Source organism: Arenimonas soli (assembly GCF_014643775.1).
GTDB lineage: Bacteria > Pseudomonadota > Gammaproteobacteria > Xanthomonadales > Xanthomonadaceae > Arenimonas > Arenimonas soli.
On sequence record NZ_BMKC01000002.1, the window covers coordinates 297,589 to 322,348 of the forward strand.

18 protein-coding genes are annotated in these 24,760 nt (G+C 69.5%); 7 read left to right on the forward strand and 11 right to left on the reverse strand.

Annotation, left to right across the window (positions count from 1 at the left end; genetic code table 11):
• Positions 1–3: 3 nt before the first annotated feature.
• Positions 4–2,847, reverse strand: coding sequence for an ATP-binding protein (locus IEX13_RS09500; RefSeq protein WP_188663527.1), 2,844 nt, complete (start codon positions 2,845–2,847; stop codon positions 4–6).
• An 8-nt stretch (positions 2,848–2,855) separates the two neighbouring features.
• Positions 2,856–4,052 carry an EAL domain-containing response regulator gene (locus tag IEX13_RS09505; RefSeq protein ID WP_188663529.1) on the reverse strand — a complete coding sequence of 399 codons (1,197 nt, stop codon included), beginning with the start codon at positions 4,050–4,052 and terminating at the stop codon, positions 2,856–2,858.
• Between the two features lie 152 nt (positions 4,053–4,204).
• On the opposite strand from IEX13_RS09505, the gene IEX13_RS09510 reads away from it, so the two are divergent.
• The 3 genes from IEX13_RS09510 (at position 4,205) to IEX13_RS09520 (ending at position 10,651) form a co-directional block, all read left to right on the forward strand.
• Positions 4,205–5,341: a GGDEF domain-containing protein gene (locus IEX13_RS09510; RefSeq protein ID WP_188663531.1), complete on the forward strand. Its 1,137-nt coding sequence runs from the start codon at positions 4,205–4,207 to the stop codon at positions 5,339–5,341.
• A 151-nt stretch (positions 5,342–5,492) separates the two neighbouring features.
• A complete protein-coding gene (locus tag IEX13_RS09515) occupies positions 5,493–7,046 on the forward strand; it encodes a BamA/TamA family outer membrane protein (RefSeq protein WP_188663534.1) in 1,554 nt (517 codons plus the stop codon).
• Positions 7,047–7,129: 83 nt separating this feature from the next.
• Positions 7,130–10,651 (forward strand): indolepyruvate ferredoxin oxidoreductase family protein, encoded by a 3,522-nt coding sequence (locus tag IEX13_RS09520; protein ID WP_188663536.1) that lies wholly within the window; start codon positions 7,130–7,132, stop codon positions 10,649–10,651.
• A gap of 24 nt (positions 10,652–10,675) precedes the next feature.
• Here the strand turns inward: IEX13_RS09520 and IEX13_RS09525 are convergent, their stop codons facing one another.
• Entirely contained in the window at positions 10,676–11,134 is a 459-nt protein-coding gene (locus IEX13_RS09525) for an Lrp/AsnC family transcriptional regulator (protein ID WP_188663538.1), read from the reverse strand.
• A gap of 135 nt (positions 11,135–11,269) precedes the next feature.
• Here IEX13_RS09525 and IEX13_RS09530 point away from each other — a divergent pair, with 135 nt between their 5' ends.
• A complete protein-coding gene (locus IEX13_RS09530) occupies positions 11,270–12,802 on the forward strand; it encodes a serine hydrolase (protein ID WP_188663540.1) in 1,533 nt (510 codons plus the stop codon).
• Between the two features lie 66 nt (positions 12,803–12,868).
• Here IEX13_RS09530 and IEX13_RS14365 read toward each other — a convergent pair whose 3' ends face one another.
• From IEX13_RS14365 to IEX13_RS09570, 8 genes are all read right to left on the reverse strand, one after another.
• On the reverse strand, positions 12,869–13,579 hold the full coding sequence (locus IEX13_RS14365) for a YiaD family glycine zipper/OmpA-like lipoprotein (RefSeq protein ID WP_188663542.1): 711 nt from the start codon (positions 13,577–13,579) through the stop codon (positions 12,869–12,871).
• A gap of 84 nt (positions 13,580–13,663) precedes the next feature.
• Positions 13,664–16,018 carry a M56 family metallopeptidase gene (locus tag IEX13_RS09540; protein WP_188663544.1) on the reverse strand — a complete coding sequence of 785 codons (2,355 nt, stop codon included), beginning with the start codon at positions 16,016–16,018 and terminating at the stop codon, positions 13,664–13,666.
• Positions 16,015–16,437 carry a BlaI/MecI/CopY family transcriptional regulator gene (locus IEX13_RS09545; protein WP_229668510.1) on the reverse strand — a complete coding sequence of 141 codons (423 nt, stop codon included), beginning with the start codon at positions 16,435–16,437 and terminating at the stop codon, positions 16,015–16,017. The genes IEX13_RS09540 and IEX13_RS09545 overlap by 4 nt, the downstream gene beginning before the upstream one ends.
• Positions 16,438–16,531: 94 nt before the next feature.
• Positions 16,532–17,095, reverse strand: coding sequence for a hypothetical protein (locus tag IEX13_RS09550; protein WP_188663545.1), 564 nt, complete (start codon positions 17,093–17,095; stop codon positions 16,532–16,534).
• Positions 17,096–17,113: 18 nt separating this feature from the next.
• Positions 17,114–17,698: a GTP cyclohydrolase I FolE gene (gene folE / locus IEX13_RS09555; protein WP_188663547.1), complete on the reverse strand. Its 585-nt coding sequence runs from the start codon at positions 17,696–17,698 to the stop codon at positions 17,114–17,116.
• Between the two features lie 46 nt (positions 17,699–17,744).
• Positions 17,745–18,977 (reverse strand): TCR/Tet family MFS transporter, encoded by a 1,233-nt coding sequence (locus IEX13_RS09560; protein WP_188663548.1) that lies wholly within the window; start codon positions 18,975–18,977, stop codon positions 17,745–17,747.
• 8 nt (positions 18,978–18,985) lie between these two features.
• Positions 18,986–20,158: a class I SAM-dependent rRNA methyltransferase gene (locus IEX13_RS09565; RefSeq protein ID WP_188663549.1), complete on the reverse strand. Its 1,173-nt coding sequence runs from the start codon at positions 20,156–20,158 to the stop codon at positions 18,986–18,988.
• 39 nt (positions 20,159–20,197) lie between these two features.
• Complete coding sequence (locus tag IEX13_RS09570; RefSeq protein WP_188663550.1) at positions 20,198–21,364, reverse strand: GGDEF domain-containing protein; 1,167 nt, start codon at positions 21,362–21,364, stop codon at positions 20,198–20,200.
• Between the two features lie 291 nt (positions 21,365–21,655).
• Here IEX13_RS09570 and IEX13_RS09575 point away from each other — a divergent pair, with 291 nt between their 5' ends.
• From IEX13_RS09575 to IEX13_RS09585, 3 genes are all read left to right on the forward strand, one after another.
• Entirely contained in the window at positions 21,656–22,627 is a 972-nt protein-coding gene (locus IEX13_RS09575; RefSeq protein ID WP_188663551.1) for a TerC family protein, read from the forward strand.
• 43 nt (positions 22,628–22,670) lie between these two features.
• Positions 22,671–23,444 carry a rhomboid family intramembrane serine protease gene (locus tag IEX13_RS09580; protein WP_425489099.1) on the forward strand — a complete coding sequence of 258 codons (774 nt, stop codon included), beginning with the start codon at positions 22,671–22,673 and terminating at the stop codon, positions 23,442–23,444.
• An 81-nt stretch (positions 23,445–23,525) separates the two neighbouring features.
• Entirely contained in the window at positions 23,526–24,719 is a 1,194-nt protein-coding gene (locus IEX13_RS09585; RefSeq protein ID WP_188663554.1) for a GGDEF domain-containing protein, read from the forward strand.
• Positions 24,720–24,760: the final 41 nt, after the last annotated feature.

Consider the following 24,760-nt stretch of genomic DNA (forward strand, 5'->3'; position numbering starts at 1 on the left):
CCCTTAGCCGATGTGGCGACGCAGGCGTTCGACGGCCGTCGCCACGTCGGCGCAGGCGGGCAGGACCTGGGCCCAGTCGGCCGCCTTGGCGGCGGTTTCGGCGGCCTCCGCCGCCTCCGCCAGGGGGCTCGCCCCCACCAGGCGGGCAGCGCCTTTTATCTTGTGGGCCTGGCGCCCCACCGCGGCCAGGTCGCCGGTGGCCCGGGCGGCGTCCAGGCCCTGCAGGTCCTGGGCGGTGGCGGCCAGGAAGTCGTCCAGCAGGGCCTTGGTTTCCACCGGGTCCCCGCCGGTCAGCGGCGCCAGCACCGCGGGATCAAGCGGTAGCGGTTCGCCCGCCACCTGCGGCAGCGGCGTGCCCGGCCGGACGTCGGCGGACAAGGGCACGGTGTGCGGCAGCCAGCGTTGCAGGGTCGCCACCAGTTCGGGTATCGACACCGGCTTGGCCAGGTAGGCGTCCATGCCCGCGGCCAGGCAGCGTTCGGCCTCGCCCTTGAGCGCGGCGGCGGTAAGGGCGACCACCGGGGTGTGCTTGAGCTTGCGGGCCGCTTCCTCCTCGCGCAGGGCGCGGGCGAATTCGTAGCCGTCCATCACCGGCATGTGCACGTCCGACAGCACCAGGCCATAGCGCCCGGTGCGCCAGGCCTCAAGGCCCTTGCGGCCGTCTTCGACGCTTTCGCTGGCGTACCCGGCCAGGGCCAGCTGGCGGGCCACCACCAGGCGGTTGGTGGGGTGGTCGTCGACGATCAGCACCAGGCTGCCTTCGGCCCGGGCTACTTCAAGGCTGGGCAGCGGCCGGGCCAGGAAGCCCTGGGTGGGGTCGGCAGGAAGCTCGGCTTCGAGTTCGGACTCCACGCCGCGTGGCAGCACCAGGTCCAGGCAGATGGTGGTGCCGGCCCCGGGCGTGCTTTCCATGCTTATCTCGCCCCCCATCAGTTCCGCCAGGCGCCGGGAAATGACCAGGCCCAGGCCGGTGCCGCCGTAGCGCCGGGTGGTGCTGCCCTCGGCCTGGGAGAACGGCTGGAACAGCCGCGCCTGCTGCTCGGCGGTGACGCCGATGCCGGTGTCGGTGATCCGGAAACGCAGGCGGTCGCCGTCGCCTTCGCGGCCCTTCCACTCCAGTGCGGCTTCGACCACGCCCTTGTCGGTGAACTTGATCGCGTTCGACAGGAAGTTGCCCAGCACCTGGCGCAGGCGCAGGCCGTCGGCGCGGTGGGCGGGGCCGATGCGGTCGTCCACCTGGCACAGCAGCACCAGGCCCTTGCTGGACGCCGAACCGCTGAAATTGGCCACGGTGGACTGCAGCAGGCGCGGCAGCGAAATCGTGGTCGGCGACAGCTCCAGCCGGCCGGCCTCGACCTTCGAGAAATCCAGGATGTCGCCGATGATCTGCAGCAGCGAGCGCGCCGACTGCTGGATGACCGCGATGGTGCGGCGCTGGTCCTCGTCGAGCCGGCTGTGCGACAGCACCTCGAGCATGCCGGTGACGCCGATCATCGGCGTGCGGATCTCGTGGCTCATGGCCGCGACGAAGCTGGACTTGGCTTCGCTGGCCTCCAGGGCGCGGGTTTCGCTGGCGCGCAGGCGCTGTTCAAGCTGCTTTATCTGGGTGAGGTCGGTACCCACGGCCAGGTAGCCCACGGTCTGGCCACCGGCATCGCGCACCGGCGAGGTCGCCAGCAGCACCGGCACGGTTTCGTCGTCCTTGCGCACGAACTCCAGCTCCAGCGGGTCGGGGCCCTGGTCGATCAGCATCGGGAACAGCCGGGCGTCGGCGGGTACCGCGTGGTCGCGCGTGGCGGCCAGGCCGGACGCCAGCCGATCGAGGTCGGCGGGGCTGACCAGGCGGTCGAGCCCGGCGCGGCCGACCATCTGCTCCCGGCGGTGCCCCGTGAGGCGTTCGGCCTGCGGGTTGAAACTGGTGAAGTGGCCCTGGGTGTCCATGGACATGATCGCCACCCGCGCCGCGGCGAACAGCGAACGCTGGAACATGTCCCTTTCGGTCAGCGCGGTGCGCACCTGTTCGTTGCGGGCCAGCTGTTCGTTGAGTTCGGCCTCGTACTTGCGCACGTCGTCGCGCATCACCAGGAAGGCGTCCATGACGTCGCCGAGTTCGCCCGAGGGCGAATAGCGCGGCACGCCCTGGTAGTCGTGCCGGCGCATCTGCTGGGCCAGCGACGTCAGCGATTCCACGCCCTTGTAGATGTTGCGCAACAGCTTGCGGCCGACCAGGGCCACCACCAGCAGGGTGGCGAAGCTAAGGCCGGTCCGCAGCCAGGCCGTGCGCTGGGCGCGCTTGGTCTGGGCGCGCACCTTCTGTTCGGCCTCGATCATCTCGAGGTCGCCCAGGTGCTTCATGCGGGTGGTGACCGGGTCGATGGCCGGGTAGAGCTCGGTGTCGGCGAAGCGGGCCAGGCCGACGATGTCCTTTTGCACCAGGGTCTGGCGCAGGGTTTCGGCGGCGGTGTCGGCGCGCACCTTCGAGCGTTGCACCTGGGCGAAGATCTGCGCCTGTTCTTCGGTCAGCGGCATCGACTCCAGGGCCTGCCAGTGGTCGCGTATGCGCAGGCGGGCGTTGTCGACGACCTGCAGGCCCTCTTCCCAGCTGATCAGGTGGTTGCGGACGCGGAAGGTGGTGTCGACGATGTCCATGCCGTAGGCATCGGACACCGCCTTGATGCGGCGGAGGCCGGCCAGGGACTCGTCCTTGAGCGCCAGCAGCGCCGCCTGGTTCTGCTGGCGCTCGTATTCGTCCAGGGCCAGCACGGCGGCGCCGGTGAGCAGCAGCAACCCGAACAGCCCCAGCAGCTGCAGCCGGATGCCGAAACGGGGCCGTCCGGTGGCTGCCATGCGCGTCCCTAGTGGTGGGTCTGGCGCCAGCGCTGGATGGCGTCGGGCAGTTCTTCACCCGGCACCGGCGCGGAAATCAGGTAGCCCTGGGCGAAGTCGCAGCCCAACTGGGCCAGCAGCTGCCATTCGTCCACCGTTTCCACGCCCTCGGCCACCACGCACAGGTCCAGCTTGCGGGCCAGGTCGAGGCTGGTTTCGATCATGGCGCGCTTGCGCGGCTGGGTGGGCGCGCCCGAGACGAAGCCACGGTCGATCTTGAGTTCGGTGAAGGGGATCTGGGACAGCTGCGACAGCGACGAATAGCCGGTGCCGAAATCGTCCACGCTAAGGCCGAATCCCTTCAGGCGCAGGCGCGCCAGCATGCCCAGGCCGCGCGCGGTGTCGCTCATCACCGAGCTTTCGGTGATCTCGAGCACGATCTTTTCCGGGCTGACGCCGTGTTCGCGCAGCACCGCTTCGTAGCGGTCGGCCACTTCCGGGCCGGTCAGGTTCTGGGCCGATACGTTCACCGAAACCCGCAGGTCCAGGCTGCGCGCCTGCCAGCGCTTGGACCAGGCGCAGGCCTGCACCAGCATCAGGCTGGTCAGTTCGTCCACCAGGCCGCCGGCCTCCATCAGCGGCACGAAGACCGCGGGCGGCACCATGCGGCCGTCGTCCAGGCGCCAGCGGGCCAGGGCCTCGACGCCGACGATCTTGCCGTTGCCGAACTCGGCCTGGGGTTGGAAGTGCGCGGTGATGTCACCCCGCGACAGGGCCTCGCGAGCCTGTTCGAGGGACACCTCGATGTCGTTGGGCATGGCGGTCGGCCCCGGGCCGCTTTCGTACAGCGACAGCACGGTGGTGAGCTTGCCGGGCGTCAGCGGCTTTTCGATGCAGCCCAGCACGCGCAGGCCCGAGGCCTTGGCCATCACCTGCACGGTGTGCAGCAGGGCCGGTTCCATCGCGCTGACCACGGCGATCGAATGCGCGAGGCGGTCCTGGGCGACGATGCCGATGAACTCCACGCCGTCCATGCCCGGCATGTCCAGGTCCACCAGCACCACGTCGGGTGCCTCGGGCAGGCTGCGCAGCAGGTCCAGGGCCTGGAAGCCGTCGGCCGCCTCGTGCAGGTGCGTGAGGCCAAGGTCGCCCAGCAGGCGCAGTCCCAGCCGGCGCTGGAAGCCGTGGTCTTCCACCAGCAGTACGCGCAGATCCGCCAGGCTCATCCGTCCCCTCCCCGGGTAGCTTCCCGACTCTACCGGGCGACCGTTCAGGAAGGAAGGCACGGCGCCGCGGGCCGGGTCCGGCCACAGGATGGCCGCACCGTTCCGGGCCGTGCGTCGCAGCCCCTGCCAGTCCCCTGGAGTAGACTGGGCCCATGTCCGAGCGACTGGCCAGCCAGTTCGATCGCGAAACCCGCCTGCGGCTGCGGCGGGTGGGGCTGGGCGTGCTGTCCTACCTGATGTTCCTGGTGCCGATGTCGATAGCCGTCCATGCCGGCAGTTCGACCCTGGGCTGGTGGGGCGTGGCTGGTTTCACCGCCGCCGCCCTGTTGGTCAACCTGGTGGCGATGATCGCCATCGCCACTGGCTGGAGCAAACGCTTCGCCGACCCCAGCCTGCTGGTGCCGCAGCTGGTGGCGGCCATGTTGCTGGCGCTGGGCATGATCCACTACTTCGAAGGTGAAGCGCGCAGCGTCCTGCTGCTGCTGTTCGTGGCGATCTTCTTCTTCGGGCTGTTCGGCCTGGACACGCGCCAGTACCTGCGCCTGACCACCGGCACCGCGGTGGGCTACATCGCCCTGACCACCTGGGAACTGGTGGGCGCCGATGCGTCGCGGGAAGCCTGGCTGAAGGAAGCCATCCGTTTTTCGGCGCTGGTGGTCATCACCATCTGGATGAGCTTCATCGGTGGCTATTTCGCCTCGATCCGGCGCCGGCTGGCCGCGCAGCGCGACGCGCTGGAAAGGGCCAACAGCAAGCTACGCGAACTGTCGATCCGCGACGAGCTCACCGGCCTGTACAACCGCCGCCACCTCACCGAACGGCTGGAACAGGAAAGCGAACGCAGCCGCCGCTACGGCCAGGGCTTCAGCGTCGCCATCATCGACATCGACCACTTCAAGGTCATCAACGACACCCACGGCCACGCGGTCGGCGACGAGGTGCTGGTGCAGTTCGCCAGCATCCTGCGCCTGCAGGCGCGCTTCATAGACCACGTGGGGCAGGCGCCCGAGCGCACCCTGGGCCGGTTCGGCGGCGAGGAATTCATGATCATCCTGCCCGGCACCAACCTCGCCGGCGCCCGCGTCTGCCTGGAGCGCATGCGCGCCTCGGTGGCCCAGGCCCCCTTCGAAACCAGCGCCGGCCCGGTGACCGTCACCTTCTCGGCCGGGCTTGCCGAACAGCGCCAGGACGAAGCCGCCGAAGCCCTGCTGCAGCGGGCGGACGAGGCGCTGTACCGGGCCAAGGAGGGGGGAAGGGATCGGCTGGAACTGGCCGGCATGACTCAGTAGAGTCGCTGCAATCCGCTTCCCACCGACGGTGTCGTACATGGCTTACTTAGTCACGCACACCGCTTCGGTCCGGAGGCCAGGCAGGTCCGCGATCAAAAGACTGCTGCCCCTTCTTCTGGGCCTGTCGTCGGCAGTCTTCGCCCAATCCACGGTGTCGCTGCCCGACGACGCCGCGCTGGAGGCCGCCGGCGCGGTGATCGGCGACATCTCGATCGTGCGCCACGACATCTTCGACACGTCGCTGCCGGAGGAGGACGCCCCGGTTTTCCGCGCCGCGAACGCCCTGCATCGGCGCACCCGCGAACCGGTGGTGCGCCGCCTGCTGCTGGTCGAGACCGGCGCGGTCTATTCGCGCCGGCTGCTGGACGAAACACAACGCCTGCTGCGCGCCCAGAACTACCTGCGCGAGGCAAAAGTGACGCCGGTACGCTTCGCCGACGGGCGCGTGGACCTGCTGGTGGAAACCTGGGATGCCTGGACGCTCAACCCCGGCATCTCGGGCAGCCGCAGCGGCGGTGCGTCTTCCTTCGGCTTCGAACTCGAGGACAGCAACCTGCTGGGCACCGGCGCCGAGCTCACGCTGTCGCACGACAGCGACAGCGAGCGCGATGAAAATGCCCTGTCCTACCGGAACGACCACCTGTTCGGCCGCTGGAACGGCCTGGACGCCGAACTGCGCGACAACAGCGACGGCCGCGGCTGGGCGCTGGCCCTGGGCCAGCCTTTCCATGCCCTCGACACCCGCCGCGCCTGGGGGTTCTCGATGGACCGGCTGGCGCAATCGAATTCGTTCTATGCGCGCGGCGAGGAAATCGCCGGGTACCGGCAGCGCAACAACGACATCGAAGCCTGGTGGGGCCGATCGACCGGGCTGCGCGATGGCCGGGTGAGCCGGTGGCAGTTCGGCCTGCGCGAACACCAACGCGACTTCCTGCCAGCGCGCGATCCCGTCCTGGCCGGCCCGGTGCCGGCCGACCGCCACCTGGTGGGGCCGTGGATCGGCTTCGAACGCATCCACGACGACTGGCAGGAACGGGTCAACCTGGACCAGATCGGCAGCACCGAGGACGTACTGCTGGGCCTGCGCTGGGGCGCGCGGCTGGGCTGGGCCGACACGGCCCTGGGCGGCGACCGGGACGCCCTGTGGTTCGAAGCCGACGTCAGCCGCGGATTCCGCCTGCCCGCCGAGTCCCTGCTGCGCGTGCAGGCCTGGCTCGATGGCCGGCTCGAACAGGGCGCCGCGCGCGACCTGGCCCTCGGCGGCCGGGCGCGCTATTACCGCCCGACCGGCGAAAAGCGCCTGTTCTATGCCGACCTGGAAACCGTGCACGGCCACGCGCTCGACCTCGACGGCTACCGCACGCTGGGCGGCGACAACGGCCTGCGCGGTTACCCCGAGCGCTGGGCCGGCGGCGAGGTATTCACCCGGCTGTCCCTGGAACAGCGTTATTACACCGACGCCTACCTGTGGCGGATCTTCCGGGTCGGCGGCGCGGTGTTCATGGACGTCGGCCGCACCTGGGGCGACGACCCCCTGGGCGCGCCCAATCCGGGCACCCTGGCCGACGTCGGCTTCGGCCTGCGCCTGGGCAATACCCGCTCGGCCTTCGCCCGGGTGGTGCACGTGGATCTGGCCTTCCCGCTGGACGGCGACCCGTCGCTCAAGCGGGTGGAACTGGTTATCGAGGCGCGGCGGGAGTTCTAGGCCTGCCGGGCCGCCTACCCGGCCGTGACGGGCCCGGCTGCTATAATTCCGAGTCTTTGCTCCAGCTCCGGAAAGCCGCCGCCATGTCCGCCATCCCCCACACCCTGATCCCGCTCGACCGCGAGTACGACCTCGAGTCCAAGTACACCCGCGAGGAGGGCCGGATCTACCTGTCCGGCGTGCAGGCGCTGGTGCGCCTGCCGCTGATGCAGCAGATGCGCGACCGCGCCGCCGGCATCAACACCGCCGGCTTCATCTCGGGCTACCGCGGCTCGCCGCTGGGCGGCTTCGACCTGGAGCTGTGGCGGGCGCGCAAGCACCTGCAGGCCAGCGCCATCGAGTTCACCCCGGGCCTGAACGAGGACCTGGGCGCGACCATGGTCTGGGGCAGCCAGCAGACCAACCTGTTCCAGGGCGCGAAGTACGACGGCGTGTTTTCCATGTGGTACGGCAAGGGCCCGGGCGTGGACCGCTGCGGCGACGTGTTCAAGCACGGCAACGCCGCCGGCACCTCGAAGCTGGGTGGCGTGCTGGCGCTGGCCGCCGACGACCACGCCTGCCGCTCGTCCACCCTGCCGCATGGTTCGGAGGGTGAGTTCGAAAGCGCGATGATGCCGGTGCTCAACCCGGCCGGCGTGCAGGACATCCTGGACATGGGCCTGCTGGGCTGGGCGATGAGCCGCTACACCGGCCGCTGGATCGGCTTCAAGACCATCGCCGAAACGGTGGAGTCCTCGGCCTCGGTGAACGTCAACCCGCACCAGCTCGACATCCTGCTGCCGACCGACTTCGAACTGCCGGCGGGCGGGCTCAACATCCGCTGGCCGGACCCGCCGCTGGACCAGGAAATGCGCCTGCACCAGTACGCGGTGAAGGCCGCGCAGGCCTTCGCGCGGGCCAACCACATCGACAAGGTGGTGGTGGATTCGCCCAAGGCGCGCCTGGGCATCGTCACCACCGGCAAGAGCTACCTGGACGTGCTGCAGGCGCTGGAATACCTGGGCATCGACCGCAACGTCGCCGCCGACATCGGCATCCGCGTGTACAAGGTCGGCATGACCTGGCCGCTGGAACCGCTGGGCATCCGCGAATTCGCGCGTGGCCTGGACGACATCATCGTCGTCGAGGAGAAGCGCAGCTTCGTCGAGCGGCAGATGAAGGAATACATGTACAACTGGGAGCACGAAAAGCGCCCCAGCATCGTCGGCAAGTACGACGAAGAGGACAACTGGGTCCTGCCCAGCACCAACGAACTGACCCCGGCCCGCATCGCCCGCGTGATCGCCGCGCGCGTGCAGCGTTTCTTCCAGTCCGAGGCTATGGACAACCGGCTGAAGTGGATCAGCGCCAAGGAAAAGGAGCTGGCCGCGCCGCGCGCCAACTTCCCGCGCGTGCCGCACTACTGCGCCGGCTGCCCGCACAACAGTTCGACCGTGGTGCCGGAAGGCTCGCGCGCGCTGGGCGGCATCGGCTGCCACTACATGGTCACCTGGATGGACCGCAAGACCGACACCTTCACCCACATGGGCGGCGAAGGCGTCACCTGGAGCGGGCAGGCGCCGTTCACCAACGAAAAACACGTGTTCCAGAACCTGGGCGACGGCACCTACTTCCATTCCGGCTCGCTGGCCATCCGCCAGTCGATCGCCGCGAAGGTGAACATCACCTACAAGATCCTCTACAACGACGCGGTGGCCATGACCGGCGGCCAGCCGGTGGACGGCACCCTGACCGTGCCCGACATCGCCCACCAGGTGCGCAGCGAAGGCGTGCAGGTGATCGTGGTGCTGAGCGACGACATCGAAAAGTGGGCCGACCACTCGATCTTCCCCAGCGGCGTGGAGTTCTACGACCGCAGCGAACTCGATGCGCAGCAAAAGCGACTGCGCGAGGTCCCGGGCACGTCGGTGCTGATCTTCGACCAGACCTGCGCCGCCGAAAAACGCCGCCGCCGCAAGCGCGGCAAGATGCCCGACCCGGCCAAGCGCACCGCGATCAACTCGCTGGTCTGCGAAGGCTGCGGCGACTGCGGCGTGAAGTCGAACTGCGTGGCCGTGCTGCCCAAGGAAACCGAATACGGCCGCAAGCGCGAAATCGACCAGTCCAACTGCAACAAGGACTTCAGCTGCGTGAAGGGCTTCTGCCCCAGCTTCGTCACCATCAAGGGCGGCGGCCTGCGCAAGCGCAAGGGCGTGGGCAACACCGACCTGCTGGCGAACCTGCCCGAGCCGCAGTTCCGCAGCAACCTGGACCAGCCCTGGAACATCCTGATCACCGGCGTCGGCGGCACCGGCGTGGTGACCATTGGCGCCCTGCTGGGCATGGCCGCGCACCTGGAACACAAGGGCGCCAGCGTGCTCGACCAGACTGGCCTGGCCCAGAAGGGCGGCGCGGTCACCACGCACGTGCGCGTCGCGGCCAAGCCGTCCGACATCCACGCCGTGCGCATCGCCGCCGGCGAAGCCGACCTGGTGCTGGGCTGCGACATGGTGGTGGTGAACGACTACTGGGCGCTGTCGAAGATCCGCGCCGACCGCACCGAAGTCGTCATCAACGACTACCAGGCGATGCCCGGCCCGTTCACCCGCATGCCGGACATGCAGTTCCCGGCCGCGGGCATCGTCGACGCCATCCGCACTGCCCTGGGCGGGCGCGAGCCGCTGCAGGTGCCGGCCACCGAAGTGGCGACCGCCCTGCTGGGCGATGCCATCGGCAGCAACCTGTTCATGCTGGGCGTAGCCTGGCAGCGCGGGCTGGTGCCGGTGGGCTTCGACGCGATCATGCGCGCGATCGAACTCAACGGCGCCGCCATCGAGATGAACAAGACGGCGTTTGCCTGGGGCCGCCTGGCCGCCATCAAGCCCGAGGCGGTTCTCGAAGCCGCCGGCCTGGCCGAGGCGCCGACCGACGACGTCGCCGCCCTGCCGCTGGACGACGAGCGCCTGAGCGAGTCGCTGGACGAAATGATCGAACGCCGCGTCAAGTTCCTCACCGACTACCAGGACAAGGCCTACGCCGGCCGCTACGTCGCGCTGGTGGACAAGGTGCGCCAGGCGGAGGCCCGCAAGGCCCCGGGTTCCACGAAGCTCACCGAAGCGGTGGCGCGTTATTACTTCAAGCTCATGGCCTACAAGGACGAGTACGAAGTGGCCCGCCTGTACACCTCGGGCGAGTTCCGCCGCCGCATCGAGCAGCAGTTCGAAGGCGACTACAAGATCCACTTCAACCTGGCCCCGCCGCTGTTCGCCAGGCGCGACGCCGACGGCCACCTGGTGAAGAAGGAGTTCGGCCCGTGGATGTTCACGGCGTTCAGGCTGCTGGCGAAGATGAAGGGCCTGCGCGGCGGCGCCTTCGACATCTTCGGCCGCACCGAAGAGCGCCGCATGGAGCGCCAGCTGATCGTGGACTATTCGAAGCAGGTGGACGAGCTGCTGGCCGGCCTGGACGGCGACAACGTCGACCTGGCCACCCAGATCGCCTCGGTGCCCGAACAGATCCGCGGCTACGGCCACGTCAAGGAAGCGCACCTGGCCAAGGCCAAGGGCATGGAAAAGGAGCTGCTGGCGCGCTGGCGCAATCCCGCCGCGAACCACAAGGCCGCCTGAACCCGCCCTCGGGCGGGCCACCCCTCAGCGGGGGCCGGACTCCAGCACCACCTGGGTCGAGAAGGAAAGCACGTTGGCGTCGGTCGTCAGGGCGGTGCGCGTGAAGGCTTCATAGGCGGCGATGTCGGCCGCCTGCACGACCAGCACGAAGTCGTGTGCGCCGGTGACGTGGTAACACTGCTGCACGGCCTGGAAGCCGCGCATGCGCTGCCGGAAGCGGTCAATCGCGTCCGGCCCCTCCCGCTCGAGGTCGATGCCGACGATGCAGGTCAGGCCCAGGCCGAGCGCGCCGGGGTCGACGCGGGCGGTTTCGGCCAGGATGACGCCGTCCTCGCGCATCTTCTTCAGCCGCCGCTGCACGGCCGTGGCCGACAGCCCCACGCGTTCGCCGATGGTGGCTGCCGGCAGGCGGGTGTTCTTTCGGTACAGGACCAGGATCTGGCGGTCCAGGGCGTCAATGCGGGGAACGGCGGGATTGGCCATGGTCGGTGCGTGCGCGGCGAGGCCCGCATTTTCGCATGCTGCGTCGCGACGCGGCGTCCTGAGGGGTGATTTCGCCGCGACCCAACCCCGCGGCATGGCTAGCATGGGCATTCCTTCGCATCCCACAGGTCGGCCATGATCCGAGTGCCCCCGTTCCTCGTCTTCCTGCTTTTGCTGCCGCTCCCGTTTATCGCCCAGGCGTCGCTGCACGCCACGCAGGAACCCATGGACTTTGCTTCGCAAGCGCTCCGGCTGCTGGCGGCGGAAGTTCCCGATGCCAGCGGCCCGGGGATCGGCGTGTTGGTTGCGCGAGGGGACGAGGTCCTTTTTCGCGGCGCCCGCGGCATGGCCAACGTTGAACTCGCGGTCCCGCTGCGGCCGGAGCACGGCATGCGCATCGCGTCCCTGAGCAAGCAGTTCACCGCGGCGGGATTGCTTCGCCTCGTGGATGAAGGACGCGTGGCGCTGGATGACCCGCTGTCGAAGTATCTTCCCGACTATCCGGGGGCCGAAGGCATCACGCTTTTGCAGCTGCTCAACCACACCTCCGGCGTTCGCAGCTATACGCGCATGCCCAGCCACATGGAGCATGCCCTGCACCGCCCGATCGATACGGCCGGGCTGATTTCCGTGTTCAGCGGTGAAGCGCCGGACTTCGCGCCGGGCGCCCGCTACGACTACAACGACTCGGGGTATGTCCTGGCCGGCGCCGTCATCGAAAAGGTGACCGGAATGGCCTGGGACGCCTGGCTCGACCAGGCCTTCTTCGAGCCGCTTGGCCTGGCCCGCACCCGCGGCGGCGACACGATGACCACCGTGCCGGGCCTGGCCAATGGCTATCGGGTGGACGCCGATGGCGTCGTGCATCCCGCCGGTTTCCTGCACATGAGCCAACCCCATGCGGCCGGCGCACTGCTTTCCAATGTCGACGACCTGCTGCGCTGGAACCTTGCACTGCACGGCGGCAAGGTCCTTTCCGCGGACAGCTATGTCCGCATGACCACCCCGGAAGGTCCCGCGGCAAGCGCGGGGGCCCCCTATGGCCTGGGCCTGGAAGTCCATGGCGCCGGGCGGAAGCTGCGCATGGAACACACGGGTGGCATCGTTGGCTTTGAATCGGTCTTGCTCTACGTGCCCGCGGACCGGATCTCGGTGGTGCTAGTCCGCAACGCCACCGGACCGGGCGAGTTCCGGCTGCAGGCCCTGGCCCGGCAGCTGGCGGCGCTGGCGCGTGCTCCTGACGTCGCGTCGCCGATGAAGCCCGAAGGTTCCCCCGCCGAGGTAATGGCCCAACTGGACCAGGCGTTTTTCGCCGCCTTCAATGCCTGCGACGTGGTCGGGCACATGGGCTTCCTGGATCCGGCGCTGGAGTTCTACCACGACAAGGGCGGGCGCACCGTCGGAGCCCATCGCATGGAAGTGATGATGCGCGAACGCTGCGGGTCGAAGGAGACAAGCCTTCGCCGCGAATTGGTGCCCGGGTCGCTGACGGTGGATCCCGTACCCGGGTACGGCGCGATCCAGACCGGCGAACATCGCTTCTTCCTTACGGTCGGCGACGCACCCGAGCAGTGGGTCGAAAGCGCGCGTTTCGTGCATGTCTGGCGCGAGGACGCCTCGGGCTGGCGGGTCGTGCGTGCATTGAGTTTCGACCACAAGGCGCCGTGACCAGGCCCGGAAACACCAACGCCCGGGGGGCCCGGGCGTTGGCGGCAAACTCCATCGGGGGATGGATCAGTCGTTGCGGATCGGCACGATCGTCATCTCGACGCGACGGTTCTCGGCGCGGCCGGCCTCGGTGTCGTTGCTGGCGATCGGGTAACGCTCGCCGGCACCGGTGATGATCAGGCGCTGGCCGCTGATGCCGCGGCTGACCAGGTAGTTGGCCACGGCCTGGGCACGTTCGCGCGACAGCTTGTCGTTGTAGGCATCGCTGCCGATGCTGTCGGTATGGCCGGCGACTTCGATCATCGTCTGGTCATATTCGCGCAGCGTGTCGGCCACGCGGTCGAGCACCGAGTAGGCGTTGCGGTTGAGCGTGCTGGAGTTGAAGGCGAAGGTGATCGCCTCGGGCATGTCCAGGGTGATGTGGTCGCCGTCGCGGACCACGTCCACGCCGGTGCCCCGCATGCGTTCGCGCAGCGCGCGTTCCTGGTTGTCCTGGTATCGGCCGATGGCGCCGCCGGCCAGGCCGCCGACACCGGCGCCGATCAGGGCGTGCTGGCGGCGCTCGGTGGCGTCGTCGCCGCTGAGCAGGCCGGCCACGGCACCGACGGCCGCGCCGATCAGGGCGCCGCGCTGGGTACGGTTCATGCCTTCGTCGTTGGGATCGGTTTGCTGCTGCTGCGGGGTGGACCCGTAGTAGCCGCCACCTGTGGTGGTGCAGCCGGCAAGCAGCGCGACGGAGATCGCAGTGGCGACGAGCACGTGGTTTCTAGTTTTCATGGCAGTACTCCTGGAAAGGTGTGGAGATGCCAAGGGAGCATGCACCCATCCGGGCCGGCTTCGGTGAAGCGGCGTTGGAAGGGTTCAGGTACCTGACTGGTCCGCCCCCGCCAGCGCGAAACGGTCCAGCGCGCGTTCAGCCTGGCCCCGCTCGTGGTCGGAAAGGCGGCGGGCCGCCGCGCGGTAGCGCTCCAACAGCCCCTGGTCGGCGGGCATCACGGCGGCCAGCCGGCGAAGCACCTGCGCCGCCTCGTGGCCCGAGCCCACGTTACGCAGCGAAGCCAGCACGTCGTCGGCAAGCTCCACGTCAACGACGCCGCCGTCGAGCAGGGCCTCGAGTGCCTGTCGCTGCTCGTAGTCCGAACCGATGTCCGCCAGCACCTTGAACCAGGCCCTCCGTGTGTCCGCATCGTTGCGGACCATGCCGATCGCCTGTTGCAGGACCGTGCGGGCCTCGTAGTCGCTGCCGATACCACGGGCTCCCTCGAGTGCGACCCGGGTTGCTGCCGGCTCGTTGCGCGCAAGCAGCGCCGACAGGACCTGTCGCTGTTCGTAGTCGCTGCCAATGGTGGCCAGGGCCGCCTGCCAGGCCGAAAGCACCGTTCCCTGCAGTGGCTGCGACCTGGCCATGTGGGCCAGCAGCTGCGCCTGTTCGTAGTCGGAGCCGATCTTCGCCGCCGCCTGCAGCAGCTGCGCCTGGCCGGAGGCTGTCAGGGCCTGGCTGTCCAGGGCTGCCTGCAGCACGCGGCGCAGTTCGTAGTCCGTGGCCATCTTGCCGGCCAGGGCCAGGGCGCGGGCCAGGCTGGCCTCGTCGAGCTTTGCGTTCTCGAACAGCACGCCAAGGTATAGCCCACGCGCGTGGTCGTTTTCGATCTTGTCGATGTCGGCCATGAGCGCGTCGACGCCACCGCGCGCCAGGATGCGGCCACCGCGCGCCTGGGCCTGAATGCCGGTCTCGCGCAGCAGCTGCGGCAGGGACTCGGCCAGCCAGGCGCGTGCGGCGGCGTCGAAGGGGCGCTTTTCGCCGCCCACGCGATAGTCGCGCTCAAGCCCGCCATTGCCGGGTGTGACGCGCAGGGAACGCTCAACGCCCGCGCGCTTGATCGAGAGTTCGAATGCTGACCCCGCGGCCATGCTTGCGATGTCGTCCTCGGCGTCGGTGAACGCCACGTCGCCGCGCAAGCTCATCTCCATGCGCAGTCCGGTGAGGCTGTTGCGGTGCACATAGCGGCTCTTGCCGTTGAAGCTGGTGTGGGCGGTGCCGTTGAACAGGCCGTCGAACAGGCCGGCGGCATGCGCGGGACTGCCGGCACTGGTGATCGCCAGGCCCGGCAGCGCCAGGGCAGCGGCAAGGCCGGCCACCAGTGCGGTGCGGCGAATCGAAGCGGGAATCGGACGGCGCATGGGGGTTTCCTCCAGCAGGTTCCTGACGCGGCGGACCACGGGGCCGGGTTCGGCGGCCATGGCCACGGCCAGGGTGGGGGTGATGGTTTGTGGGGCCGCGCCGCGGACCAGGCAGGCCGCCAGGCATTCGGCCAGCGGGCGGCCGCTACCGCACAGCGCCGCGGCGCGTTCGTCGCAGGCGTCCTCGGCCAGGGCCTCGAGCCGGCGCAGGGCCAGCCAGGCAAGCGGATGGAAGTACAGCGGCAGCACGGCCAGGCGCTGGGCCAGTCGCCAGGCCGGATCGCGGCGCTGCAGGTGGGCCAGTTCGTGGGCCAGCAGGGCGCGTTGCTGCTGCTGCGACAGGTCGTCCACCCAGGCAGGCAGCAGCAGGCGGCGTCCCGGCAGCAGCATGGGGCTCGCGAGCCCCTCGACCAGGCGCAGCCGTGGCAGGCACTTCAGCGCCAGCGCGCGGCCCAGGCCGTTGGCCAGGGCCGGCAAGCGTGAACCCGCGCGCGGGGCCACGCCGGGCTGCCCGCGCGTCCAGCGCCGCAGGGCCCAGGCCTGGCGCCCCAGGCGCATGGCGACGGGCAAGCCGCCCAGCAGCCAGGCCAGCACCAGGGTGGCCGCCAACGGGCCAGGCACCTGCCACGATTCCGGGGACGAAGCGAAGGAAGTTTCCACGGTGCCCGGCGCGTCCGCCGCTGCGGCGCCCTGCCGGGCCAGGATCCGCGGCAAGCCGGTTTCGCCGGGCAGGGTCGCGCGCAGGGCCCGGGTGGGATCGGGGCGTTTGTCCGCCGCCGGGGCCGCGGAAACGGCCTGCGCGGTGGGCGGTGCAGGCCTGCGGGCCCACTCGTCCAGCGCCGGCAGGGCCGGCGCAGCGGTGGCCAGCACCGACGACAGCAGCGCGCCGAACAGCGCGCCGCGCCAGGCCAGTTCGCGCCAGCCGGGATGGCGCAGCGCGCCCAGGCGCTGCAGTCCCCAGGCCAGCGACAGCAGCACGGTGGCGTGCAGCGCCAGGGTCAGCAGCCAGGACAGCACGAGGTCGATCGCGTTCATGTCCGGCCCCGGCCTTTGCCGGGCCGTTCCGCCAGCAGCGCCTGCACCTGGTCGAGGTCGCCCGGCGCCACCTCGCTTTCGCTGACCAGGTGGGCCAGCAAGGCCCGGGGATCGCCTTCAAACAGGTTCTGGATGAGGTCGCCGACCATGCTGCGACGGACCTGGGATTCGCTGACGGTCGCCTGGTACCAGAGCTGGCGGCCGTCGCGCCGGGCGGCAACGACCCCGCGCCTTCCCAGACGGGTCAGCACGGTGGCCACGGTGGTGTGGGCCAGGCCGCGGCTTTCGGCCAGGGCCGCGGCGACTTCGGCCACGCTGGCCTCGCCCCGCCAGAGCACGCGCATGACGTCGAGCTGCAGTTCGCTCAGCGCGACGCCGTCGGGGGAATCAGCGGGAATGTCATGGTCCTGGGGGCTCACGAGCCTTCCTCTACACCTGTCGTTCTACGAGTGTAGTAGGAAACGCGACCCTGTCTACGGGCCGGAAGTCATGGGCGGGGAAGCGCCGCCGGGATCAGGCCAGGTCGGCCTGGTTCTGCAGGATCAGGTCGGCCAGCCAGGGCTCGCCCTTCTGGGTGAGCTCGAGCGGGGTCATCTGCCAGCCGGTCAGCACCATGGCTTCGGCGATCGAAAACTCCAGCTGGGCCTTGGTGAACTTGCGCTCGCCGGCGATCACCGCCTCGAGCACGGCGCGGCCGGGCATGGGGGCTTCCATCTCCGCCGACTTGGCGGCTTGCGCGGCGGCCGGGTCGGTGCCGCCGCTCTTTAGCAGCCATTCGACGCGGCGCTGGGCGTCGCTTTGCGGGTCCTTGCCGGACGGGACGTCGGGCACGGCCGCGGCCAGGATTTTTTGCAGGGTGTTGAGCTGGCCCATGACCTTCATGCGCGCCAGGTTGGCCGCGTCGCGGGCGTGTTCGGCGTCTTCGACGTCCTGGCGCAGGCGGTCGCGCTGCGCAGCCAGGGTGGTCATGTCCTTGTCCAGCGCGTCGAGCAGCATCAGCATCCGCGCGGCCTGCGCCGGGGACGCGGCGACGATGGCTTCGCGGAGGGCGTCGAGTTGGGCGCGGGGGTCGCTCATCTGGCCGGCAGTATAGACCTAGCGACCCGGGCCGACATCGATGAAACGAAGGAATTCGGCCCGGGTGCGGGCGTCTTCGCGGAAGCTGCCCAGCATCTTGGAGGTGATCATGCTGACGCCGCGCTTGTGGATGCCGCGCGTGGTCATGCACTCGTGCGCGCCCACCACCACCACCCCGACGCCGCGCGGCTGCAGCACGTCCTGGATGCAGTTGGCGATCTGCGCGGTCATCTTCTCCTGCACCTGGAAGCGGCGGGCATAGGTCTCCACCACCCGGGCCAGCTTGCTGATGCCCACCACCTTGCCGGCCGGCAGGTAGCCGACGTGGGCCTTGCCGATGATCGGGGCCATGTGGTGTTCACAGTGCGATTCGAATTCGATGTCGCGCAGCACGATCAGCTCGTCGTAACCCTCGACTTCCTCGAAGGTGCGCGCCAGGTATTCGCGCGGATCGACGCTGTAGCCACTGAACCAGTCGCCGTAGGCCTTGGCGACCCGGCGCGGGGTGTCGAGCAGGCCTTCGCGCGCCGGGTCTTCGCCGGCCCAGCGCAGCAGGGTGCGGACGGCATCCTCGGCCTGGTCCTGGGTGACGGGCTTGGTCATGGCAACGACTCCTCGAACGTGGCGCCCATCCTAACCCCGGTCCATGTCAGGGCCGCGTGGTGGTGACCCGCCAGGCCAGCAGGCCGCCCAGCGAAACCATGACCGCGGCCAGCCAGAAGCTGGCGCCGGCCATCGGGCCGCGCATTTCGTTGGCCGCCACGAAGGCCAGGGTCTGGGTGAACAAGGTCGGCCCCAGGATGCCGGCGATGGAGTTGAGGCTGCCGATGGCGCCCTGCAGCCGGCCCTGTTCGCTGGGCGAAACCCGCGCCGTCATCAGCGACTGCGCCGCCGGGTTGGCCACGGCCCACAGCGCCGCCACCGGCATGGCCGCCCAGAACCAGTAGCCATTGGGCGCCAGGGCGTACATCGCGAAGCCCAGGCCGCCGGCGGTGGCGCCGATCAGCACCGTGCGGCGGTCGCCGAAGGTGCGGGCGATGCGCCCGACCAGGCCGCCCTGCACGATGACCGTCAGCACGCCGACCAGCAGCAGCGTCCAGCCGACCATTTCCAGGCCCCAGCCAAACCGGTAGTCGGCGTAGAGCACGAAGGTCGTGGGATAGACCAGGTGCGCCAGCGCCATCAGGAAGCTGACGCCGGCGAGCCCGAACAGTTCCGGATGCGCACGCAGCAGTTTCAGCGAGGCCAGGGGATTGGCCCGGCGCCAATCAAGGGGCGCGCGGCGCTCCGGCGGCAGCGACTCGGGCAGCACGAACCAGCCGTAGCAGAAGTTCGCCGCGCACAGCCCGGCCGCCACCCAGAACGGCAGGTGCAGGTCCACCGCGCCCAGCCAGGCGCCCATCACCGGCGCCACCGTGAAGCCGATGCCGAAGGCCATGCCAAGGCGCCCGAAGGCCGCGGAGCGCTTCTCGGGCGGCGTGACGTCGGCGATGTAGGCGTTGGCGGTGCTGAAGCTGGCCGAGGTCGCGCCCGACATCAGCCGCGCCAGGAACAGCAGCGGCAGCGTCTCGGCCATCGCCATGATCAGGAAATCGATGGCCAGGCCGGCGTTGGACACCAGGATCACCGGCCGGCGCCCGAAACGGTCGGACAGCGCGCCCTGCACCGGCTGGGCGAAGAACTGCATCACCATGTAGCCGGTGGCGAACAGGCCGTGCCACATCGTGGCGTCGGCGATCTCGCCGCCGGTGATCTGCTTCAGCAGGTGCGGCAACACCGGGATGATCAGGCCGAAGGCCATCACGTCCACCAGCACCGTGATGAAAATGAAGGCCAGCGCGGCCCTGCGCACGCGCGGCACTCCAGGCAGGGGCGCGTCCATGGGTTTCCTCAGAGCACGCGGCAGAACACCGCCTTGAGGTAGCGGCTTTCCTTCACATGGGCCATGAACGGATGGTCGCCGCCGGCGCCCGCGACCTTGAGCACCTGCACGGTGCGGCCCGAATAGAAGGCCGCGCGCCGGATCATGTCCAGGAATTCTTCTTCCGACACCAGGCCGGTGCACGAACAGGTCAGCAGGATGCCGCCCGGGCTGACCACCTGCATGGCCAGCTTGTTCATGTCGTTGTATTTCTTCAGCGCCGGGATCACCTGCTCGCGGTCGCGGGTCAGCTTGGCGGGGTCGAGCACCACCACGTCGAACTGTTCGCCGCGCTGGTGGGCGTCGCGCAGGTAGTGGAACAGGTCGGCCTGGACGAACTTGATCTTCGCCTCGTTGAGGCGCGCGTTCTTTTCGGCGACTTCCAGGATTTCCTCGTCCAGGTCGATGCCGATCACTTCGCCGGCACCGCCGCGGGCCTTGGCGTAGATGGCGAAACCGCCGGAGTTGCAGCAGATGTCGAGCACGCGCTTGCCGGCGGTGAATCGCGCCAGGAACTCGCGGTTGTCGCGCTGGTCGGCGAAAAAGCCGGTCTTGTGGCCGCTGCCCGGGCTGGCGCGGAACTTCAGGCCGTTTTCGGTGATCAGGCTCGGCTCCGGCGCCGGCGGCGCGCGGAAGTCGAAGCTTTCCTGCTTCTGCACGTGTTCTTCGGAGAAGCTGTAGAAGCGGCAGCCCGGGAACTGCTCGCGCAGCGCGGCATACACCCACTCGCGGTGGCGGAAGGCACCGGCCGAGAAGAACTCGACCACCAGCAGGTCGCCGTAGCGGTCGACCACCAGGCCCGACAGGCCGTCGCCTTCGGAGTGCACCACGCGCCAGGCGTCGGTGGTTTCATCCAGGCGCAGCGCCTGCCGGCGCAGGGCCACCGCGTCGGCGATCTTGCGGGCGAAGAAGGCCTCGTCCACCGCCTCGTCGGCGTCTTCGGTGAGCACGCGCAGGGCGATGCGCGAATGGCCGTTGTAGAAACCACGGCCGACCCACTTGCCGGTGTTGTCGACGATGTCGACGATGCTGCCCGGCTTGGGCTTGGCGTCGGGTTTGACCACCATCTTCTGGAAGATCCAGGGGTGGTTGGAACGGCGCTCAATCTTGAGCGAAATGACCGGAAGGGCAGGCGTATTCATCGGCGGATTGTACCGGGGCCGGCCCGGCCCTGCCCCGGATCAGCCCGCCGGGGACAGCTCGACGCGGTCGCCGCCGGCCCGCTTGGCCTGGTACATGGCCAGGTCGGCGCGCTGCAGCGCCGCCTCCAGCGACTCGTCGGCACGGACCTGGGCGACGCCGATCGACACCGGCACCGGAATCTCCTCGCCCCGGTACAGCATGTGGGCGCGGTTGATGGCTTCGCGCAGGCGTTCGGCCACGACCCGGGCGCCGGGTGCGTCGGTGCTGGGCAACAGGGCCACGAACTCGTCGCCGCCCAGGCGTCCCAGGATGTCCTCGCCGCGCAGGACCAGCCGCGCCCGCGCCGCCAGGTGCCGCAGCACGCCGTCGCCGGCCGCGTGGCCCAGGGTGTCGTTGACGGTCTTGAACTGGTCCATGTCCAGCAACAGGACCGCCAGCGGCCGGCCGTGCCGGCGCGACTCCGACACCAGGCGATGGCCCTGTTCGACCAGGCCACTGCGCGCCAGCACGCCGGTCAGCGGGTCGACCGTGGCGAGCTTGCGCAGGTCTTCGTAGGCGCGTTCGGTGTGCATCAGCACGAAGCCCAGGCTCAGGAACATCACGCCCACGCAGGCATACACGAAGACCACCATGTCGCTGGGTCCCGCCTCGAACAGACTGCCCTCGGGCCGGGGCGCCAACGCGTGCTCGAAGAAGCGCCAGAAGGCCACCAGCATCCCGAACGCCGCAAACGCCCCGGTCAGCCGCGCCGCGGTGAAGCCATCGCGCCGGTAGGCCGACGCCATCGCCAGGGCGATGGTGCCCAGCAGGATCGTCGCCGCCACCGAATTGACCAGCACGCGCGCGCTGTAGTGCGGGCGGAATTCCGAGAACCAGGCCAGGCCGACAACCGCCGCCAGCACCACGCCCCAAAGCCGGTAGCGGAACTCGGGCAGCCCCTGGAAGCCGCGCACGGCCCGTGCCATTTCGGCGAAACCCAGCAGCAGCAGGCCGTTGCCCAGGGAGATCGACACCGGGTCGGGCAACTGGCCGCGTGCCGCCAGCATGGCCCAGGCCATGGGCTGCAGCAGCAGACCGACGGTCCAGATGCGCAGGTGCCGCCGGCGTTCGGGCGGGAAGTGCAGGCTGGCCTGGGTCAGGAACAGCACCGTAAGCGCGCTCAGCAGCACGCCCACCAGCATCACCGAGAGTATGTCCAGCGCCATGCCTTCCCCGTCCGCGGCCCGCCCGTCACCGGCCAGAGAGTAGCGCGGCCGTCGCACGACGGAGTGTGATTGACATCAAGTTAACCGGCCATGACAGAATCTGCCCACAGAAGGGGAGTAGCTCCCGCTGCCGAGATCGTCATCACGGGCCCGGACCCACGTCCAAAGCCCCGGTCCGGCAGGCAGGCCCAGGCCTGCGAGCGAGACCTTCGCCCGCCCACGACGACGTCGTTCCGTCCCGGAACCTCGCGCCATGGCCCGGACGACAGGCTGCGCTACGGAGAAGCTTTCTTGGAAACCATCGGTACCCCGCTGATGTGGACCGTGTTCACGGTCCTGGTCCTGGTCGCGCTTGCCGTCGACCTGCTGGTACTGCGCCAGAACGGCCCGCACAAGGTCAGCACGCGCGAAGCGGTGATCTGGTCACTGGCCTGGATCGGGCTGGCCATGGTCTTCAATGTCGGCCTGTGGTGGTACCTGCAGGGCCAGATGCCGGCGCAGGACGCCGACCGCATCGCGCTGGAGTTCCTTACCGGCTACCTGGTGGAGAAGGCGCTGGCGGTCGACAACATATTCGTGTTCCTGATGTTGTTCACCTACTTCGCGGTGCCGCCGCAGTCGCAGCAGCGGGTGCTCATCCTGGGCGTGCTGGGCGCGATCGTGCTGCGCGGCATCCTCATCTTCGTCGGCGCGGCGCTGATCGCGCAGTTCCACTGGATCCTGTACATCTTCGGCGTGTTCCTGCTGGTCACCGGCGCGAAGATGCTGTGGGCCGCCGGCCAGGAGCCGGACATGGACAAGAACCCGGTGCTGCGCTGGCTGACCGGGCGCTTCCCGATGGTGCGGCGTTACCACGGCGAAGCGCTGTGGCTGGGCGAGGGCCGGCGCCGCAAGTACACGCCGCTGTTCATCGTGCTGGTGATGATCGCGATCACCGACGTCATCTTTGCGGTCGACTCGATCCCGGCCATCTTCGCCATCACCACCGACCCGTTCATCGTGCTGACCTCGAACGTGTTCGCGGTGCTGGGGCTGCGTGCGCTGTACTTCCTGCTGGCCGGCGCGGCCGAGAAGTTCCACTTGCTGGCCTACGGCCTGGCGATGGTGCTTATCTTCATCGGCGCGAAGATGCTGATCGTGGACATCTACAAGATCCCGGTGGCGATTTCCCTGGGCGTGGTGGCGGCCACCATCGCCACGTCCATGGTGATGAGCCTGTGGATCCAGCCGCGGCCACCCAAGCACCTGCAGCCCCCGCGCTGAACCTGCCCTTGCGCCCGCGCCTTCTGGGCCCCACTTCGGAATGATGGACTCCGAACGCCAGCGTCACGCCGACGCCGTGGGGCGGCACTTCCGCCGGGCGCTGCTGGCCTCGATGGCCTTCGTGGCGCTGATCGGCGCGATCTTTTTCGCCACCCCGGCGCTGGGCGGGCTGCGTGAATTCGCGCTGGTGCCGCTGCAGGCCAGCGGCCTGGTGGGCATCCTCACCGCGCCGCTGCTGCACGGTTCGGCCGGGCACTGGCTGGCCAACGCCAGCGCGCTGCTGGTGCTGGGCACCCTGGTCGGCACGGTCTATCCGCGGGCGGCGCTGCGGGCCCTGCCGGTGCTGTGGCTGCTGTCGGGCGTGGTCACCTGGCTGATCGGCCGGCCGTCCTTCCATATCGGCGCCAGCGGGCTGACCCACGGCCTGATGTTCCTGCTGCTGTTCCTGGGCCTGTTCCGGCGCGACAAGGCGGCCATCGCCGCGGCCCTGATCGCCTTCTTCCTGTACGGCGGCATGGTGCTGACGATCCTGCCGCGCGAGCCCGGCGTGTCCTGGGAATACCACCTGGGTGGCGCCCTGGCCGGCATCGTCGCGGCCTGGCGCTGGCGGCGCCTGGACCCGGAACCGCCGCGAAAGCGCTACAGCTGGGAAATCGAGGAGGAACAGGCCGCCGCGATCGCCGAGGCCGAGGCGGCGCAGTTCGAGCCGCCGCGACCCGAGGACGTGCCGGTGCTCTGGCAGCGCCCGGACCCCCCGCCCGGCGGCGTGGTGCTGCCGTTCCGCCCGCGGCGCGACGAGGACGACGGCGGACGCTGAATTTCTCGGGCTTGCGCCCCCGCCGGAGGGGTGGAACCCTTGGCCCGAGACCCGCCATCGCCAGAGGAGGCGATGCCGCCCGTGGAGTGGTCCTTCGACATCCGTTCCGGCCTGCTGGTCGGCGCGCTGCTCACCCTGCTGATCGGCGTCGTCCTGGCGGTGGTGGCCCGCGCCATGCCCGCCGCGTTCCGGCCGGCGATGAACTGGTGGGTGGCCGCGACCCTGCTGCAGCCCGCCGGCTTCGTGCTGCTGAGCCAGCGCGACCACCTGCCGGCCTGGGTGACGATCGTGGTCGCCAATGCCTGCATCGCCGGCGCATTCGCCGCGTACGCGGTGGCGCTGCGCCGGTTCCACCGGCTCACGGTGCCGCACGGGCTGCTCTGGGGCATGGTGGCGCTGGCCGTGGCGGTTTCGGCCTGGTTCGGGCTGGTGCAGTACGACCTGACCAAGCGGCTTATCGCCATTTCGATCGTGCTGGCCTGGATGCTGGGCTACTGCGCCTGGACGATCTACCGGGGTCCGGACGTGCGCGGCCTGGTCCGCCATGTCGCCGGCAGCGCCTTCCTGCTGGCCGCCATCATCATGGTCTACCGCGCCATCGCCCTGACCTGGGACCCGGGCCAGGTGATCGCCGTGTTCCAGCTGACCCACGTGCAGCTGCTTACCTACGCCGTCGGCAGCATCCTGCCGGTGGTGGCGACGGTGGGTTTCCTGCTGCTGTGCACCGACCGCAGCCAGCGCGACCTCGAACGCGCCGCGCGCATGGACTACCTCACCGACGTCTACAACCGCCGCGCCATCGAAGAGCTGGGCACCCGCGCCATCGCCGGCGCCCGCCGCCACGGCATGCCGCTGGCGCTGCAGGTGGTGGACATCGACCACTTCAAACGCATCAACGACGAACTGGGGCACGCCGCCGGCGACCTGGCCCTGGTGCGCGCGGTCGAACGCATCCGTGAATGTCTGCGCGCCGAAGACCTGCTTGGCCGGCTGGGCGGCGAGGAATTCATCGTGCTGATGCCCAACACCGACGGGGCCAGCGCGGCGGCGGCGGCCGAACGCATCCGCGTGGCCTTCTCGGAGCGGCCGCTGGACCTGCGCGGCCAGCCGCGCAGGGTGACCCTGTCGATCGGCGTGGCGGTGCTGGCGCCGGCCGACCGGCTGTTTTCGCAGCTTCTGCAGCGCGGCGACCGGGCCATGTACGCGGCCAAGCACGCCGGCCGCGACCTGGTGATGGCCGACGCGATGAGCGGCTGGGAGAGCCCGGCCGACTGAGCACGCCGCCTTCATTCCCAGCAGGCTGGCCCGGTGGTAGC

Excerpts from the sequence above, each read along its gene's own strand:
- IEX13_RS09500 (WP_188663527.1), bottom strand. The coding sequence starts at position 2,847 with ATGGCAGCCACCGGACGGCCCCGTTTCGGCATCCGGCTGCAGCTGCTG.
- IEX13_RS09505 (WP_188663529.1), bottom strand. The coding sequence starts at position 4,052 with ATGAGCCTGGCGGATCTGCGCGTACTGCTGGTGGAAGACCACGGCTTC.
- IEX13_RS09510 (WP_188663531.1), top strand. The coding sequence starts at position 4,205 with ATGTCCGAGCGACTGGCCAGCCAGTTCGATCGCGAAACCCGCCTGCGG.
- IEX13_RS09520 (WP_188663536.1), top strand. The coding sequence starts at position 7,130 with ATGTCCGCCATCCCCCACACCCTGATCCCGCTCGACCGCGAGTACGAC.
- IEX13_RS09525 (WP_188663538.1), bottom strand. The coding sequence starts at position 11,134 with ATGGCCAATCCCGCCGTTCCCCGCATTGACGCCCTGGACCGCCAGATC.
- IEX13_RS09530 (WP_188663540.1), top strand. The coding sequence starts at position 11,270 with ATGATCCGAGTGCCCCCGTTCCTCGTCTTCCTGCTTTTGCTGCCGCTC.
- IEX13_RS14365 (WP_188663542.1), bottom strand. The coding sequence starts at position 13,579 with ATGAAAACTAGAAACCACGTGCTCGTCGCCACTGCGATCTCCGTCGCG.
- IEX13_RS09540 (WP_188663544.1), bottom strand. The coding sequence starts at position 16,018 with ATGAACGCGATCGACCTCGTGCTGTCCTGGCTGCTGACCCTGGCGCTG.
- IEX13_RS09550 (WP_188663545.1), bottom strand. The coding sequence starts at position 17,095 with ATGAGCGACCCCCGCGCCCAACTCGACGCCCTCCGCGAAGCCATCGTC.
- folE (WP_188663547.1), bottom strand. The coding sequence starts at position 17,698 with ATGACCAAGCCCGTCACCCAGGACCAGGCCGAGGATGCCGTCCGCACC.
- IEX13_RS09560 (WP_188663548.1), bottom strand. The coding sequence starts at position 18,977 with ATGGACGCGCCCCTGCCTGGAGTGCCGCGCGTGCGCAGGGCCGCGCTG.
- IEX13_RS09565 (WP_188663549.1), bottom strand. The coding sequence starts at position 20,158 with ATGAATACGCCTGCCCTTCCGGTCATTTCGCTCAAGATTGAGCGCCGT.
- IEX13_RS09570 (WP_188663550.1), bottom strand. The coding sequence starts at position 21,364 with ATGGCGCTGGACATACTCTCGGTGATGCTGGTGGGCGTGCTGCTGAGC.
- IEX13_RS09580 (WP_425489099.1), top strand. The coding sequence starts at position 22,671 with ATGGACTCCGAACGCCAGCGTCACGCCGACGCCGTGGGGCGGCACTTC.